The following is a 16,073-nucleotide window of genomic DNA, read 5'->3' on the forward strand; positions in this document are numbered from 1 at the left end:
TCTAGGCTGAAAGAGCACGCAGCACGAACGACGAGGGGTACGAACGTGGCGGTACGAGCGGTCCGTGGAGCCGTCCAGCTGGAGCGGGACGAAGCCGGTCACATGGGCGAGCGCGTGGGCGAACTGCTCACCGCCGTCCTGGAGCGCAACCGGATCGCCGCCGACGACCTGATCAGCGTCTGGTTCACGGCCACCCCCGACCTGCACAGCGACTTCCCCGCGGCCGCCGCCCGGGGACTCGGGATCGTCGACGTACCGCTGATCTGTGCCCAGGAACTCGACATCACCGGTGCCATGCCCCGGGTGGTCCGCATAATGGCCCACGTCGAGACGGATCTCTCCAAGGCGGGGATCAGCCACGTCTACCTCGGCGCCACCGGCGCCCTCCGCAAGGACATCGCCCAGTGAGAACCGCCCTCGTCATCGGAACCGGCCTCGTCGGGACCTCCGCCGCCCTCGCCCTCGCGGGCCGGGGCGTCCAGGTGCACCTCGTCGACCGCGACCCCGCCTCGGCGCACACGGCGGCCGCCATCGGCGCCGGCACGGACGAGCCGCCCGAGGGACCCGTCGACCTCGCCGTCGTCGCCGTACCGCCCGCCCACACCGCCTCCGTGCTCGCCACGGCGATGCGGGACGGGGCGGCCCGGGCCTATCTCGACGTCGCCAGCGTCAAGGGAGGCCCGCGCCGCGAGCTGGAGGCGCTCGGCGTCGACCTCGCGCCGTACATCGGCACGCACCCCATGGCCGGCAAGGAGCGCTCCGGCCCCCTCGCCGCCACGGCCGACCTCTTCGAGGGGCGCCCCTGGGTCCTCACCCCGACCCGGGACACCGACACCGAGGTCCTCAACCTCGCCCTGGAGCTGGTGGCGCTCTGCCGTGCCGTCCCGGTCGTCATGGACGCCGACGCCCATGACCGTGCCGTCGCCCTGGTCTCCCACACCCCGCAGCTGATCTCCTCCATGGTCGCCGCCCGGCTGGAGGAGGCCGACGAGACCGCCGTCCGCCTGTGCGGGCAGGGGATCAGGGACGTCACCAGGATCGCCGCGTCCGACCCCCGGATGTGGGTGGAGATCCTCTCCGCCAACCCGGGGCCGGTCGCCGACGTGCTGGCCGGGGTCGCTGTGGACCTGGAGGAGACGGTCCGGGCGCTGCGCGGTCTGCAGTCCGCCGACGAGGACAAGCGCCGCTCGGGCACCGAGGGCATCGAGGACGTCCTGCGGCGCGGCAACGCCGGCCGGGTCAGGGTGCCCGGCAAGCACGGGGCCGCCCCGGCGTCGTACGAGGTCGTGGCCGTGCTCATCAGCGACCGGCCGGGGGAGCTGGCCGCGATCTTCGCCGACGCGGGCCGGGCCGGGGTGAACATCGAGGACGTACGCATCGAGCACGCCACCGGCCAGCAGGCAGGTCTGGTCCAGCTCATGGTCGAGCCGAGTGCGGCACCCTCCCTGGGTGCCGCACTCAGCGAACGCGGCTGGTCGATCCGGCCCTGACGAACCGGCCGGACGGGTGCCCGGCCACACGGGTACAAAGGCGCGTCGCGCACTCGGTAACCTTGGGGGAGGCCGTTCCGTGGCCCGCTCGCCCGCCCCCGTGTACCAGGAAGGTGTCCACCACCGTGGAAACCATAAGCGCCGCCGCCCGGACCGCCCCGGCCGCAGTGATCGTCGCCATCGACGGTCCCTCCGGTACAGGCAAGTCGAGCACGTCCAAGGCCGTCGCGGCCCAGCTGGGCCTGCGCTACCTGGACACCGGCGCCCAGTACCGCGCGATCACCTGGTGGATGCTGAACAACGGCATCGACGTCCGGGACACGGTCGAGGTCGCCACGGCCTCCGCCAAGCCGGTCATCGTCTCGGGCACGGACCCGTCCGCACCGACGATCACCGTCGACGGAGAGGACGCCTCCGGTCCGATCCGCACCCAGGAGGTCACCGCGCAGGTCAGCGCTGTCAGCGCGGTACCCGAGGTGCGCGCGCGGATCACCGAGCTGCAGCGTTCTATCGCGGCCGAGGCCGAGGGCGGCATCGTCGTGGAGGGCCGGGACATCGGCACCACCGTGCTGCCCGACGCCGACATCAAGATCTTCCTGACCGCCTCCCCCGAGGCGCGGGCGGCCCGCCGCAGCGGTGAGGTCAAGGGCTCCGACCTGACGGCCACCAAGGAGGCGCTGATCAAGCGCGACGCCGCCGACTCCGGCCGTAAGACCTCGCCGCTGGCGAAGGCCGGTGACGCCGTCGAGGTGGACACCACCGAGCTGACCCTCGCGCAGGTCATCGAGTGTGTGGTCACTCTCGTCGGGGAGAAGCAGGCGGCGAAGTGACCGGAGCCACCGTCGCGCCCACGCCGCGTGGAGCGGCCGTCGGGCGCGGTATCGGCATCGGGCTCATGTACGGGCTGTTCAGGCCCCGTGTGCTCGGCGCGTGGCGGGTCCCCTCCACGGGACCCGTCATACTCGCGGTGAACCACGCACACAACCTCGACGGGCCGATGCTGATGGGCACCGCGCCCAGGCCCGTCCACTTCCTGATCAAGAAGGAGGCGTTCGTCGGCCCCCTCGACCCGTTCCTGCGCGGAATCGGGCAGCTGAAGGTGGACCGTACGACCGTCGACCGCACGGCCATCACGCAGGCACTTGGCGTGCTGGCGGACGGCGGGGCCCTGGGGATCTTCCCCGAGGGCACCCGGGGTGGAGGCGACTTCGCCTCCCTCCGTGCCGGACTCGCGTACTTCGCGGTGCGTGGCGGGGCGCCGATCGTCCCCGTCGCGGTCCTGGGCAGCACGGAGGCGCGCGGACGGCTGATACCGGCGCTGCCTCCCCTGCGCAGCCGGGTCGACGTCGTCTTCGGCGACGCCTTCCGGGCGGGCGACGGAAGCGGGCGGCGGACCAGGAAGGCGCTGGACGAGGCGACGGTGCGTATCCAGGCAGAGCTGACCGCTCACCTGGGGAACGCCAGGCGTCTCACCGGACGCCTGTGACACTTGAGTAGTGGGCCGCGCGATCGTGGCCCATCGATGATGATGCAAAGAGGAACGGACTTCATGAACGACCAGATTCACTCCGACGGCTCGGACCACGAGCACGGAGCACTTGGCGACGCCGAGTACGCGGAGTTCATGGAGCTCGCCGCGCAGGAGGGGTTCGACCTCGAGGACGTCGAGGGCGCGATCGGTGAGGCCGGTCACGGACCGCTTCCCGTGCTCGCCGTCGTCGGCCGGCCGAACGTGGGCAAGTCGACCCTGGTGAACCGCATCCTCGGCCGCCGCGAGGCCGTCGTCCAGGACAAGCCGGGCGTCACCCGAGACCGGGTGACCTACGAGGCCGAGTGGGCCGGGCGCCGCTTCAAGCTCGTCGACACCGGCGGCTGGGAGCAGGACGTGCTCGGCCTCGACGCCTCCGTCGCCGCCCAGGCCGAGTACGCGATCTCGACCGCCGACGCGGTCGTCTTCGTCGTCGACGCCACCGTCGGCGCGACCGACACCGACGAGGCCGTCGTCAAGCTGCTGCGCCGGGCCAAGAAGCCCGTCGTCCTGTGCGCCAACAAGGTCGACGGACAGAGCGGCGAGGCGGACGCCACCGCCCTCTGGTCGCTCGGCCTCGGCCAGCCCCACCCGGTGTCCTCCCTGCACGGGCGCGGCACCGGCGACATGCTCGACGCCGTACTGGAAGCCCTGCCCGAGGCGCCCGCCCAGACCTTCGGCAACGCGCTCGGCGGCCCGCGCCGCATCGCGCTCATCGGCCGTCCGAACGTCGGCAAGTCGTCGCTGCTGAACAAGGTCGCCAACGAGGACCGCGTCGTCGTCAACGAGCTCGCCGGCACCACCCGCGACCCGGTCGACGAGCTGATCGAGCTCGGCGGCATCACCTGGAAGTTCATCGACACGGCCGGCATCCGCCGGAAGGTCCACCTCCAGGAGGGCGCGGACTATTACGCCTCGCTGCGTACCGCGGCAGCGGTGGAGAAGGCCGAGGTCGCCGTGATCCTGATCGACTCCAGTGAGTCGATCAGTGTTCAGGACCAGCGCATCGTCACGATGGCCGTGGAAGCGGGGCGTGCGATCGTGCTCGCCTTCAACAAGTGGGACACCCTCGACGAGGAACGGCGCTACTACCTGGAGCGCGAGATCGAGACGGAGCTCGCGCAGGTCTCCTGGGCCCCGCGCGTCAACGTCTCGGCGGTGACCGGCCGCCACATGGAGAAGCTGGTCCCGGCGATCGAGACCGCGATCGAGGGCTGGGAGACCCGTATCCCCACGGGCCGTCTGAACGCCTTCCTCGGCGAGATCGTCGCCTCCCACCCGCACCCCGTGCGAGGCGGCAAGCAGCCCCGCATCCTCTTCGGGACCCAGGCGGGCACCAAGCCCCCGCGTTTCGTTCTCTTCTCGTCGGGCTTCCTGGAGCACGGCTACCGCCGCTTCGTCGAGCGTCGTCTTCGCGAGGAGTTCGGCTTCGAGGGCACTCCGATCCACATCTCCGTACGCGTCCGCGAGAAGCGTGGCCGCAAGAAGTGAGCTGAGGGCCGTCCGGCAGTTCCCGGCGGGCGCACGGCGAAGCCCCGGACCCCGCGTCGAGCGGGAGGTCCGGGGCTTCGCCGTGCCGTCACGCGTCCGTGGACCCGGGCGGCAGCGCCGCTGGCCTGGCACGCCCCGCGTGCCGACCGACGCGCTGCCAGGAGCCCGGGTTGGCGCCGCCGGCGCTGTGGCTTCCCTGGGCGTTCGCCGATGTACGGCCGCTCAGCGGTGCACGGCTGCCGAACATCCCGATGCCGAAGGTCCGGAAGCCGAGATTCTCCTCGCCGGTGCGATCCCCCGGAAGCGCCCTGAACGATCGCCGGTACTCGGAGTACAGGGCGTCGTAGATCGGGGTGGGGGACTTGCCGCCCGAGGGCTCCTGCGACGGGCGCATGGCCGGGATCGGGGGCTGCTGGTGGCGAGAAGGGTCGTATGAGTGCACGTAGGTGCCAACGACCTCACCGCCCGTCGGATGCGGGCCGGACGGAGAAATCGCTGTTCGGCGGGCAGGAGAGGGCGGGAGGGGCATGATCAGGTCCCGGCCAGCGGCATCGTCGCGGCGACCAGGAGACCGTTGACCGCGGCCTTGTCCAGAGCGTCCCGCAGGAGGTCCTCGCGCGGCTGCTGGCCGATGGAACCGGCGGGCGCGGCGAACACCAGGACGCTCCGCGACTTGCTGGCGGCGGTACGCCAGCCCTCGGTGACCTGGAGCGGCTGGTGCGCCTGCCACCAGGCGACCGGGTTGCCGCCGCCGGCGCCCGGCTGCAGCACGGCGTGCAGCTGGCCCATGGCCAGGAGGACCGACCAGCCGGGAAGGACCCCGGGGAGCTGGTTCAGATGCGGGGTGGGCATGAAGCCCTGCTCCAGCAGCAGTTGGAGGAACTGGTCGCCCCCGCTGCCGTCCGTCCCGGGCCGGGCGATCGGCCCGGTCGGTTCGACGACCAGCGCCGGGCGGAGGTCGTCCTCGATCAGGACGAGACCGCTGGTGATGCCGAGGACGGCCTGTTCGGGCATGAGGCCCTCCGGGTTCTGTGGCTCGCTGCCGGTGATGGACCGCACCGCTCCCTGCAACTGGTCCTCCGCGACCCGGACGACCTGCGAGGGGATGCAGGTCGCGTGTGCGAAGGCGAGCACGGCGGTCTCGTCCCCCACGAACAGCACCGTGCTGGTGCGTTCCTGGTCGGAGTCGCCGGGGGTTCGGCATGAGGTGCAGTCGTAACTGCCTGGGGCGCTGTCGCCGACGAGCAGCCTGTCGGCTTCGGCATCGCCGATCTCGGCGCGTACGTCCTCGCTGACGTCGAGCATGCGCGGCACGGGTGGCTCCTCGAACTCGGGGCGTGAGCCGGGCGGTTCCCGGCTCATGAAGAGACAACGGCCGTACCGGGCCCGGGGTCACGCGCGAATACGGGCGATTGAGCGGCCGAGCCGGCACGGTGACCGGCCGGAGCGGTACGGAGCGGATCCGGAGCTGATCCGGAGTCGCGGGTTCCGTGAAACGCCCCGCAGATCACGGCTGTTCGTTCGAATCGTCACGGGTCTGTGCGACTTCTGTGCGAATCCTTTGTCCTCCCCTGACGCCGCGTAAGGTCCGAAGCTGACCAGTCGATCAGGGGAAACGACTACGTAATGCACATTTCATTTCTGCTCCACAACGCGTACGGCATCGGGGGAACGATCCGTACTACCTTCACGCTCGCCAGGACCCTGGCCGAGCAGCACGACGTCGAGATCGTCTCCGTCTTCCGCCACCGGGACGATCCGGCGCTCGGCGCGCCTGCCGGTGTGCGGATGAGCCATCTCGTCGACCTGCGCAGGACGAGCCCGGACTACGAGGGGGCCGACGCCGACCACGCCGCACCCGCCTCGGTCTTCCCGCGCGGCGACAGCAGGTACCGGCAGTACAGCAGGCTCACCGACAGGCGCATCGCCGCCCACCTCGGGACGCTGGAGTCCGACGTCGTGGTCGGAACGCGCCCGGGCCTCAACATCCACATCAGCAGGCAGGTGCGCCGCGGCCCGGTACGCGTCGGGCAGGAGCACCTCACCCTGGAGAGCCACGGTTACCGGCTGCGCCGGGAGATAAGGCACCGCTACGGACTGTTCGACGCGCTCACGACGGTGACCGAGGCCGACGCGCGCGACTACCGCAGCAGGCTCCGGCTGCCCGGCGTCAGGATCGAGGCCATCCCGAACAGCGTTCCCGAGCCGGCAGGGCCTCCCGCCGACGGCGAGGCGAAGTGGATCGTGGCGGCGGGACGCCTGCACCGGGTCAAGCGCTACGACGTCCTGATCCGCGCCTTCGCCGGAGTGGCGGCGGCGCGCCCCGACTGGCGGCTGAGGATCTACGGCGCAGGTGACGCGTCCGGCAACGAGCGGGAGCCGCTGTGCGGACTCGTCGAGGAGCTCGGGCTCGCTGAGCGCGTGTTCCTGATGGGCTCGGTCGACCCGATGGAGGCGGAGTGGCCCAAGGGCTCCATCGCGGCCGTCACGTCGGAGCGCGAGTCCTTCGGGATGACCATCGTCGAGGCGATGCGCTGCGGGGTGCCGGTCGTGGCCACGGACTGCCCCCACGGACCCGCCGAGATCATCGAGGACGGCACGGACGGCCGGCTGGTGCCGCCGGGGGACACGGCGGCCTTCACCCGGGCCCTCCTCGGTCTGGTCGACGACCGGGGTCTGCGGCAACGGATGGGCCTGGCCGCGCGCGCGTCCGCCGCCCGGTTCGACCCCGCGCTCATCGCGGAGCGGCACGAGAAACTCTTCACCGATCTGGCCGCGCGCGGTGCGAGGGGCCGCTCGCACCGCGCGCTGCGCAACGCGGTCCGGCGTTCCAGGGGTGATGTCCTGGACGGGGCGTACGCGCTGCGCGACAGGGCGGCGGAGATGATCCGAGGGGGCCGGAACTGATGGCGGTTGCCGCGAAGGTAAGTGGTCGCGAACATATCCGGGTCAAAGGGATCGTGCCGGGCTCGATCGAACTCAACTGGGTGCTGCCTGCCCCAGCTCACGGGTCATCGATAGATGTCACGTGGCCGATGGGCCCGCCGTCCGGTGGGTCAACCTGAGCGCGCGAACATGCAGACGGGGACGCGCAGCCGGTCTGGAGCCGCGTGGCGCGATCTCGACGACCAGGCGAGCGCCGGAAGCGCGTCGACGGCGTCATCGACGCGCTTCTCGGTGCTGCCGTGCGGCGTCTGAGAGTTCTCCCTGTGAAGAAGAAGGGGGTTCCGCTGTCGGATCGAGCTGTTCGCGAGTGGCCACTCGGAGCCGGTGCCTGGCTCAGACGGTCGGGACGGTGCCGCCGTCGATCACGTACTCGGCTCCTACGATTGCCGAGGCGCGGTCCGAGACCAGGAACCCGACCAGGTCCGCGATTTCCTCGGTGTTCGCGAATCGTCCAAGGGGTACACCTCCGAGGGAGTCGTAGATGGTCCGCTTGGCTGCTTCACGTGTGAGTCCGTTGCCCTCGGCGATCCGGTCCACGAACCTTTCGTAGGCTTCGGTCTCGATTCCGCCAGGGCTGATTGCGTTGACCCGTACGCCGCGCGGCGCGAGCTCATTGGCCAGTCCCTTGCTGTATGTGCGCAGCGCGGCCTTCGCTGCCGCGTAAGCCAAGGACGCGTCGTACAGGGGCAGCTCACGCTGGATCGAGGTGAAGTGCAGCACCACGCCCGACCCGGACGCGATCATTGCCGGGAGAAGAGCTCGATCCAGCCGTACCGCTCCCAGGAGGTTGAGATTCAGCTCGGTGAGCCACTGGTCATCGGTGATGACCGCGAATCCGCCAGGCGGTGTCGACGCCCCCCCGACGACGTGCACCAGGATGTCGAGTGTGCCGCCGGCCTCTGCGATTCGATCGGCCACGGCGTTGGTGCCTTCTCTCGTCAACATGTCCGCTTCGATGAAGCGGTCAGGGCGCTCGTACCCATCGGGCATCGTTCGTGCCGTCACGTGGACTTCGGCACCCATCTCTCGCAGTCTCTCTGCGACGGCCTTGCCCGAGCCCTTCGAACCGCCCGTGACCAGCGCCCGGCGACCGTCGAGACGATCGCGATCTGAACTAGACATTTTCTCTCCACTGAAGATCGAGGTGGCGTGGGTTCGGTCAGGCCGGGTGGTTGGCGATGACGAGTTCGGCGATGAGGCCATCGCGCAGCGCGAACCGGTAGTCGAGTTCGGCGATGCCACCCGGGAAGGTGCCCTCGAGCCGCACGGTTACCACCCAGCGGGCGTCATCGACGCGGCGAGCGCCGATCTGCTCGGTCGTGTACTCGAACTCGGACCCGGCGTCCCGCAGGAACGCGTGGGCCGCCTCGCGGCCGCGGAAGGTCTCGCCCTGGTCGACGACCACCGCATCCTCGGCGAGGAACGACGACGCGGTGTCGGCGTCACGGACCGCGTGGGCAGCGAAGAACTCGCGCACGGTGGTCGGGAGCAGATCGGACGGGAGATCGGTGTGCTGTGTCATGAGCCCACCGTGTGACCTCACAGTGCGGGAGGGTCAAGCCGTGGACTCTCCCCCAGGGCGAGAGTTCAGAATGAGGGGATGCTGACCATCGGCGAGTTCTCGCGGCTGACCCACTTGAGCGTCCGGACTCTGCGCCGCTATCACGAGGCGGCCTTGCTGGAACCCGCCGTGGTGGACGAGACCACCGGTTACCGCTACTACGGCGTCGACCAAATCCCGACCGCGCAGGTCATCCACCGGCTCCGCGAGCTCGACGTCCCCCTGAGCGATGTGCAGCAGATCCTGCGGACCCCCGACCCCGGTGTCCGGGCGGCCCTGGTCACGAACCACCTGCAACGCCTCGAGGACGCGCTCGACCGCACCCGGGCCGCGGTCGTGTCGCTGCGCCGCCTGCTCCAGCCCGACCCCACGCCCATCGACGTCGAGCTGCGTGCGGAGCCCGCCCGGACGGTCGCGGCGGTGGAGGCCGTAGTGGGGCACCGCGACATCGAGACCTGGTACGCAGGCGCGATGGCCGAATTGGAGGCGGCCGTCGGCGCCGCCCTGACCGGACCGCCGGGCGGCAACTACGACAACGCCCTTTTCGAGCAGGAGCGCGGTCACGCGGTCGTCTACCTGCCGACCGCTGCGCCACCTCGCACCGGACGCGTGCACCCCATGACTCTGCCGGCCGCGGAACTGGCCGTCACCACCCACATCGGCGAGCACGACGGCATCGAGGTCACGTACGGCGAACTCGGGACCTGGGTGGTGGAGAATGCGATGTCGGTGGCCGGCCCGGTGCGGGAGGTCTACGTTGTCGGCCCCCGTGACACAAGCGATCCCGCTGCGTGGCGCACCGAGATCGGCTGGCCGGTCTTTCGTGTCACCTGAAGCGGTCAGTGCGGTGCGGATTCTTGAAACGACGGGGCGCACGCCTTAAAGCCTCGCGCTTTCACGAGTTGGGGCGTCCGAGGCTTGATCAAATAAGCAGAGAGTGCTCCTGACCTGCAACGATGGGACTTGTCTAGGGTCCTGTTGGGGCGGAAAGAAGTACTCCAGGTGGAGAGGCGTATCGCGACATACCCGCCTCACTCCACTGCCCGGCCCTGGCTGACCAGCGGATTCCCCGTCCCGTCGACAGCACCCCAACGCCCGGAGCATGGAATCCGGCGCCATCCCGAGGCGACACTCGGGTCTTCGGCCTGCGCAGCCTCAGCCCACGCCACGAAAGCGGTCCACCGACTCCGTCGGCGGACCGTCACGAAGCTGCGAGGCTGAGGGCTGTCCCGTACGCCCCGGCGGGCGTACGGGACAGCCCTCAGGGCGCCGGGGAGGCTCCCCGGACTCCGCCGTTCGCGGACTGTTTCATTCCGGATGGCGCCGGGGGCTGCCTCGTCAGGTGCGCGTCCGCGGAGGGAGGGGGCGCGCTGCGGAGTAAGCCCCGTATAAGAGGGTGTGAATTCCGGGTGGCGCGGTCGTGTATTCGCCTTTCCGTGGATGCGGGAATGCGGAGGTCGCAAGGGATTCGGCCCGCGTGAAATTGGGCGGGGCGGGCATCGGCACGACATAGTGCGACCGGTTCGCAATTACGGTTGGACCCTGCCCGTCCGCCCGTCCGGATGACGTGACCCGGCGTAAACGGTCGTGGGGATCCTGTGACACAAGCGTGACCGCCGAGGGACATGAGGGTGCGCCGATCCGGGCCGCGCCCCGCTACCGTCACGCTGCGACGCGGCCTACGGTGAGGGGTATGGCACCTCTACCCAACGCTTCCGCCCAGCCCGACGACAACCCCGAGTCCTACGTCGGCCTCGCCGCCGAGACCGCCGACCAGCAGGCCAGAGCGCGTGGCTGGAGTACCGTCCGGGCCCTCCCGCCGGGCACGGTCATCACCATGGAGTTCCGGGGTGGCCGTATCAACTTCGAGGTCGAGGACGCGACGGTGACCCGCTGCTGGGTGGGCTGAAACCCGGCCCGCATGAGCCGTGCATGAGTGAGGGCCCCGGCGACGCCGGGGCCCTCACTCATGCACGGTCGCCCTCGTGTGCGCCGTCCCCGCAGGTCAGGGGGACACGGTCCCACCCGTGACAGGACGGGCCGGAGCGGCGGCGCCGCGCGGCGCGCGGTCCGCGTGCGGCGGGCGGCGCGAACCGCCCGGGGTGAGCGGTGTCCGCTCGGAGCGCACGGGGTGTGCCCTCGCCCGGGCCGCCCCCGGATGGCCGGCGGGGCCCGCCTGGCCCGTGGCCGGCTCCTGGGTGCCTTCGCCGGTGCTCAGCGACTGCGGCAGGACGACGACCGGTTCGGGCCCCACGGGGGCGGCCGGAACGGACTCACGGAGCCTGCTCCGGGTCCGCCACCGCTCGCGGACCGACAGGATCCAGACCTCGGAACGCGTGATCAGCGGCTCGAACCACGGCAGCGCCAGCAGGATCAGCAGGCCGGCGGCCCAGCCCAGCAGCACGTCACTCAGCCAGTGGGTACCGATGTAGACCGTGGTGAGACCCACGCCCAGGGACACGAACGCCGACACGGCCGACAGGTAGCGCCTGGCGCGCGGCGTGGTGGCCAGGTAGGCAAGGATTCCCCAGGTCACGACGGCGTTGGCGGTGTGTCCCGAAGGAAATATATCGCCGCCGGCGAAGAGCTCGGCCGAGCCGATCTCCGTGGCGTAGTGAGGTCCGAGCCGCCCCAGCCCGAGCTTGACCGCGCCCACCGTCACGTTGAGCAGCAGCAGCGACGTCCCGAGGGTGAGCAGGGGGCGCAGCGTGTGCTGGCGCCAGGAGCGCCAGCCGAGCCAGGCGGCGACCATCACGGCCGTGGGGCCGCGCTGTCCGAGCACGACGTAGTAGTCGAGGAAGGCGTGGAGTCCGGGCCACTGCTGATACGGCCGGAACAGCATGACCTTCCAGTCGAGGGCCACCAGCCAGGACGAGACGAGCACGGCGAAGACGATGGCGAGATAGAACGCCAAAGTCCCGCCGAAGAGAGCGATGCGGTGACGGCTCATCCGCGGGATCTCTATCTTCGGCGGTTCCGGCTCCCGGTCCAGACGGGCAAAGATGTCGGTACGCACACAATGGACGTTACAGCGAGTGAGTGTGCGGTCCGGCCGATCCCGCGTCTTTGTGATGACGATGTGATGTGGACTTCGTCTCAGTCCGGTATCCATTCCCGGCTCTCCGTGGAATCTCCCGGACCCCTCCCGCTATTCGCCTGTGGCGTTATTCGCAGAAATGTTTGAGGGTCGATGAAATGACGCAAGGACGCTCGCCCGTGCATGCGTGAAGGTATTCGGGGCAGGCACCCGACGGCCGGGTGCCGCACCGCGGACCGGCGGGCGGGACGGCGCGGAGTGCTCTCCGAGTGCCGGAAGTCAAGTGGCGTACGCCACACTCCGTGGCGCACGAACCTATGAGGTGCACCACGTGTGACCACGGGGAACTCGCGTACGCTGGCGGCCACTCGCCCGTCGATGCCGGGCCTGGGGGATGCCGTAAGCCGGATCCCCAGCGGTCTGCCGAGCGCGAGGGACTCATTGTGGGAGGTACGTACATGACCGGGACGTCCACAGCCGTGAACAGGCTGCGCGCTGCGGCCGACGGTGCCAACCGCTGGGTCGTGCTGGTCGTCCTCTGTTTCAGTCTGCTGCTGGTCGCGCTGGACGCGACCGTGCTGCACGTCGCCGTCCCCGCCGTCACCGAGGACCTGCGGCCCAGTGCCGTCGGCCTGCTGTGGATCGTGGACGCCTACCCGCTCGTCTGCGCCTCGCTGCTGATCCTCTTCGGCACTCTGGGTGACCGGATCGGCAGACGCCGCGTCCTGCTGATCGGCTACGCGCTGTTCGGCGCCGCCTCCGCACTCGCGGCGACCGCCGACTCGCAGGGCATGCTGATCGCGGCCCGTGCCCTGCTCGGCGTCGGCGGCGCGATGATCATGCCGGCCACCCTGTCGATACTCCGCCAGGTCTTTCCCAACCGCCGGGAGCGAGCCCTCGCCATCGGGGTGTGGACCGCGGTCGCCGCGGTGGGCGCCGCCACCGGCCCCGTCATCGGCGGATTCCTCGTCGAGCACTACTGGTGGGGCTCGGTCTTCCTGATCAACATCCCGCTCATGGCGCTGATCCTCCCGCTGGGGCGCTGGCTGCTGCCCGAGTCGCGCGGCGGGGACGACGGCCCCTGGGACGTGCTCGGCGCGCTGATGGCCGCGGCCGGGGTGCTAGGCGTCGTCCTCGGGATCAAGCGGATCGGCGGCGGTGAGGGACTGGTGGACCCCGCCACGCTCGTCCCCCTGTTCCTCGGTGCGGCCCTGCTCGTCCTCTTCGTGCGCAGACAGAAGCGGCGCACGCATCCGCTGATCGACATCTCCATGTTCGCCCGGCCCGCCTTCACCACCTCCGTCGGCTGCATCGTGCTGGCCATGCTCGCCCTGGTCGGCCTCGAGCTGATCGCCGTGCAGTACCTCCAGCTGGTCCTCGGCCTCAGCCCCCTGGAGACCGGCCTGCGCCTCCTTCCGCTGACGTTCGCGGCGATGGCGGCGGGCGCCACCGGCTCGTACACCCTGCGCCGGGTCGGCCCGCGCCGCATGGTGGGCTGGGGCTTCGTGCTTACGGCGGCCTCCGTGCTCCTGCTGACCCTGATGGGCCAGCACGACCGGCCCGCGCTGCTCACGACGGCCTTCGTGCTGCTGGGCTTCGGGCTGCAGTCCACGTTGTTCGGGGCGTACGAGTCCATGCTGAGCGAGGCCCCCGCCGAGCGGGCCGGGGGAGCGGCCGCGATCGGTGAGACGTCGTACCAGCTGGGGGCGGGCATGGGGATCGCCCTGCTCGGCAGCGTCATGAACGCCGCGTACGCCCCCGGTCTCTCCCGGCTCCACGAGGAGGGTGTACCGGCCTCGGCCGGATCGGCCGCCTCGCACTCGCTCGGCGAGGCCTACCAGGTCGCGGGGCGGCTCGGCGGGCCCATGGGGGACCTGCTGCGGGACACGGCCCGGCACGCCTTCATGCAGGGGCTGCACATCACGCTCCTGGTCAGCGCCGGTCTGCTGCTGCTCGGGGCCCTGGCGGCGCTGCGTCTGCCGCGGGTCATGGACTGCTCCACCGCGGCGGACTCCCGGCGGGAGCCGTCCGCCGCCCTGCCGGAGCAGGCCGCCGCATCCGGCGGTCCGGCCCGAGGGCCCGGGCAGCGCGAGGTGCCGGCCGGGCGGGGGCGCGGGCTGCCGCTTCCCGCGCGGCGCGAACCGGCCGAGGCGGCGGGCTCTGGACGGGCCGCACGCTGAGCCGTAACGTCGGCAGGGCGTCGAAATGAGCACTGCTAGTTTCAGTACCGTGGCGCGTTTCCGTACCGTGTGAGCCGCCGGAGGCACCCTCATGTCCACCACCGAGTCCACGAAGCCGTCGAAGCTCCCCCCGTTCGACCCGCGCGACCCCCTCGGCATCGACGATCTCCTCGACCCGGAGGACCTCGCGATCAGGGACGCCGTGCGCACCTGGGCCGGCGAGCGGGTCCTCCCGCACATCGCCGAGTGGTACGAGAACGGTGAGCTGCCCGGCATCCGTGAGCTGGCCCGGGAGCTGGGTTCGCTCGGCGCGCTCGGCATGTCCCTGAAGGGATACGGCTGCGCGGGAGCGAGCGCCGTCCAGTACGGCCTGACCTGCCTGGAGCTGGAAGCCGCGGACAGCGGGATCCGCTCCCTGGTCTCCGTCCAGGGCTCCCTCGCGATGTACGCCATCCACCGCTTCGGCTCCGAGGAGCAGAAGGAACGGTGGCTGCCGGGCATGGCCGCGGGCGAGATCATCGGCTGTTTCGGCCTCACCGAACCCGACCACGGCTCGGACCCCGCCGGAATGCGTACCCACGCCAAGCGCGACGGCACGGACTGGGTCCTCACCGGACGCAAGATGTGGATCACCAACGGCTCGGTGGCCGGGGTCGCCGTCGTGTGGGCGCAGACCGACGAGGCGAGCGGCGGTGCCGGTGTCCGCGGCTTCGTCGTGCCGACGGACAGCCCCGGGTTCTCCGCACCCGAGATCAGGCACAAATGGTCCCTGCGGGCCTCCGTCACCAGTGAGCTGGTACTCGACGGGGTGCGGCTGCCCGCCGACGCGGTCCTGCCGGGGGCGACCGGACTGCGCGGACCGCTCGGCTGTCTCAACCACGCCCGCTACGGCATCGTGTGGGGAGCCATGGGTGCGGCGCGGGCGAGCTTCGAGGCCGCGCTGGACTACGCGAAGTCCCGCGAGCAGTTCGGCAGGCCGATCGGCGGATTCCAGCTCACCCAGGCGAAGCTCGCGGACATGGCCCTGGAACTCCACAAGGGCATCCTGCTCGCCCATCATCTGGGCCGCCGGATGGACGCGGGCAGGCTCCGCCCGGAGCAGGTCAGTTTCGGAAAACTGAACAACGTGCGTGAGGCGATCGAGATCTGCCGCACCTCGCGGACGATCCTCGGCGCCAACGGGATCTCCCTTGAGTACCCGGTGATGCGTCACGCGACGAACCTGGAGTCGGTGCTCACCTACGAGGGAACCGTGGAGATGCACCAGCTCGTGCTGGGCAAGGCGCTCACCGGCCTGGACGCTTTCCGGTAGGACTCCCCGGCGAGCGCCCTGCTCAGCTCTGGTTGAAGAAGCCGTCGGCCGGCCGGCCGACGGCTTCGCCGTTCACCACCTGGGTGTGGGCGGGGGTCAGCAGGAAGACCCGGGTCGCCACGCGCTCGATCGAGCCGCGGAGTCCGAAGGTCAGTCCCGCCGCGAAGTCCACGACGCGCTTCGCGTCGGTGGGGTCCATGGCCGTCAGGTTGACGATCACCGGTACGCCGTCCCGGAAGAGCTCGCCGATGCCCCGCGCGTCCCGGAAGCTGTCCGGGGTGACGGTGGCGATCCGGCGGCCCGTGTCCTCGGCCTTGTCCGACGCGACCTGAACGCGCGGGTCGGTCACCCAGGGCTGGTTCGTGCCGGTATCGCCGTCCTCGGAGTACTCGTCGTCGTAGTACCGCTCGTCGTTGTCCTCCACGAGGCCCAGCCAGGCACTTGCCTTGCGCACCGATCCCATGGACGCCTCCTCTCACCGCGGTTCTTTGGTGTTCCGCATCTCTTTCCTATCCCTATGGTCGTCCA

The 16,073-nt window shown here is 70.6% G+C and carries 16 protein-coding genes; 10 read left to right on the forward strand and 6 right to left on the reverse strand.

All coding sequences use genetic code 11. The annotated features are described in order from the left end of the window. Positions 1–45: 45 nt before the first annotated feature. From aroH to der, 5 genes are all read left to right on the forward strand, one after another. Positions 46–408 carry a chorismate mutase gene (gene aroH / locus OG206_RS25750; protein WP_327120078.1) on the forward strand — a complete coding sequence of 121 codons (363 nt, stop codon included), beginning with the start codon at positions 46–48 and terminating at the stop codon, positions 406–408. After that, positions 405–1,490, forward strand: a complete 1,086-nt coding sequence (locus tag OG206_RS25755) for a prephenate dehydrogenase (RefSeq protein ID WP_327120080.1) — start codon at positions 405–407, stop codon at positions 1,488–1,490. The genes aroH and OG206_RS25755 overlap by 4 nt, the downstream gene beginning before the upstream one ends. A gap of 113 nt (positions 1,491–1,603) precedes the next feature. Further along, positions 1,604–2,320 carry a (d)CMP kinase gene (cmk, locus tag OG206_RS25760; protein ID WP_327120082.1) on the forward strand — a complete coding sequence of 239 codons (717 nt, stop codon included), beginning with the start codon at positions 1,604–1,606 and terminating at the stop codon, positions 2,318–2,320. Then, positions 2,317–2,976 carry a lysophospholipid acyltransferase family protein gene (locus OG206_RS25765; protein WP_327120084.1) on the forward strand — a complete coding sequence of 220 codons (660 nt, stop codon included), beginning with the start codon at positions 2,317–2,319 and terminating at the stop codon, positions 2,974–2,976. Before cmk ends, OG206_RS25765 begins: the two co-directional genes overlap by 4 nt. A gap of 63 nt (positions 2,977–3,039) precedes the next feature. Beyond that, positions 3,040–4,509, forward strand: coding sequence for a ribosome biogenesis GTPase Der (gene der, locus OG206_RS25770; RefSeq protein WP_327120086.1), 1,470 nt, complete (start codon positions 3,040–3,042; stop codon positions 4,507–4,509). An 88-nt stretch (positions 4,510–4,597) separates the two neighbouring features. On the opposite strand, the gene OG206_RS25775 is transcribed toward der, so the two are convergent. Together OG206_RS25775 and OG206_RS25780 are read right to left on the reverse strand one after the other, a co-directional pair. Further along, positions 4,598–4,903, reverse strand: coding sequence for a hypothetical protein (locus OG206_RS25775; RefSeq protein ID WP_327120088.1), 306 nt, complete (start codon positions 4,901–4,903; stop codon positions 4,598–4,600). A 137-nt stretch (positions 4,904–5,040) separates the two neighbouring features. Further along, on the reverse strand, positions 5,041–5,823 hold the full coding sequence (locus OG206_RS25780; RefSeq protein ID WP_327120090.1) for a hypothetical protein: 783 nt from the start codon (positions 5,821–5,823) through the stop codon (positions 5,041–5,043). Positions 5,824–6,135: 312 nt separating this feature from the next. Here OG206_RS25780 and OG206_RS25785 point away from each other — a divergent pair, with 312 nt between their 5' ends. After that, positions 6,136–7,416, forward strand: a complete 1,281-nt coding sequence (locus OG206_RS25785) for a glycosyltransferase family 4 protein (protein ID WP_327120092.1) — start codon at positions 6,136–6,138, stop codon at positions 7,414–7,416. Between the two features lie 372 nt (positions 7,417–7,788). Here the strand turns inward: OG206_RS25785 and OG206_RS25790 are convergent, their stop codons facing one another. After that, positions 7,789–8,577, reverse strand: a complete 789-nt coding sequence (locus tag OG206_RS25790; RefSeq protein ID WP_327122405.1) for an SDR family oxidoreductase — start codon at positions 8,575–8,577, stop codon at positions 7,789–7,791. A 37-nt stretch (positions 8,578–8,614) separates the two neighbouring features. Next, entirely contained in the window at positions 8,615–8,977 is a 363-nt protein-coding gene (locus OG206_RS25795; RefSeq protein ID WP_327120093.1) for a nuclear transport factor 2 family protein, read from the reverse strand. A gap of 78 nt (positions 8,978–9,055) precedes the next feature. Here OG206_RS25795 and OG206_RS25800 point away from each other — a divergent pair, with 78 nt between their 5' ends. Both OG206_RS25800 and OG206_RS25805 read left to right on the forward strand, forming a co-directional pair. Continuing rightward, on the forward strand, positions 9,056–9,850 hold the full coding sequence (locus OG206_RS25800; protein ID WP_327120094.1) for a MerR family transcriptional regulator: 795 nt from the start codon (positions 9,056–9,058) through the stop codon (positions 9,848–9,850). A gap of 859 nt (positions 9,851–10,709) precedes the next feature. After that, on the forward strand, positions 10,710–10,925 hold the full coding sequence (locus OG206_RS25805; RefSeq protein ID WP_327120096.1) for an I78 family peptidase inhibitor: 216 nt from the start codon (positions 10,710–10,712) through the stop codon (positions 10,923–10,925). A gap of 96 nt (positions 10,926–11,021) precedes the next feature. Here the strand turns inward: OG206_RS25805 and OG206_RS25810 are convergent, their stop codons facing one another. Beyond that, entirely contained in the window at positions 11,022–12,032 is a 1,011-nt protein-coding gene (locus OG206_RS25810) for a phosphatase PAP2 family protein (protein ID WP_327120098.1), read from the reverse strand. Between the two features lie 479 nt (positions 12,033–12,511). On the opposite strand from OG206_RS25810, the gene OG206_RS25815 reads away from it, so the two are divergent. Together OG206_RS25815 and OG206_RS25820 are read left to right on the forward strand one after the other, a co-directional pair. Continuing rightward, complete coding sequence (locus OG206_RS25815) at positions 12,512–14,233, forward strand: MFS transporter (RefSeq protein ID WP_327120100.1); 1,722 nt, start codon at positions 12,512–12,514, stop codon at positions 14,231–14,233. Positions 14,234–14,324: 91 nt separating this feature from the next. Further along, the gene (locus tag OG206_RS25820; protein WP_327120102.1) at positions 14,325–15,545 is read left to right on the forward strand and encodes an acyl-CoA dehydrogenase family protein; all 1,221 of its coding nucleotides are present in this window, start codon (positions 14,325–14,327) and stop codon (positions 15,543–15,545) included. Between the two features lie 22 nt (positions 15,546–15,567). Here OG206_RS25820 and OG206_RS25825 read toward each other — a convergent pair whose 3' ends face one another. Beyond that, positions 15,568–16,008 carry a cell division protein SepF gene (locus OG206_RS25825; RefSeq protein WP_327120104.1) on the reverse strand — a complete coding sequence of 147 codons (441 nt, stop codon included), beginning with the start codon at positions 16,006–16,008 and terminating at the stop codon, positions 15,568–15,570. Positions 16,009–16,073: the final 65 nt, after the last annotated feature.

The organism is Streptomyces sp. NBC_01341, from assembly GCF_035946055.1.
Lineage (GTDB): Bacteria > Actinomycetota > Actinomycetes > Streptomycetales > Streptomycetaceae > Streptomyces.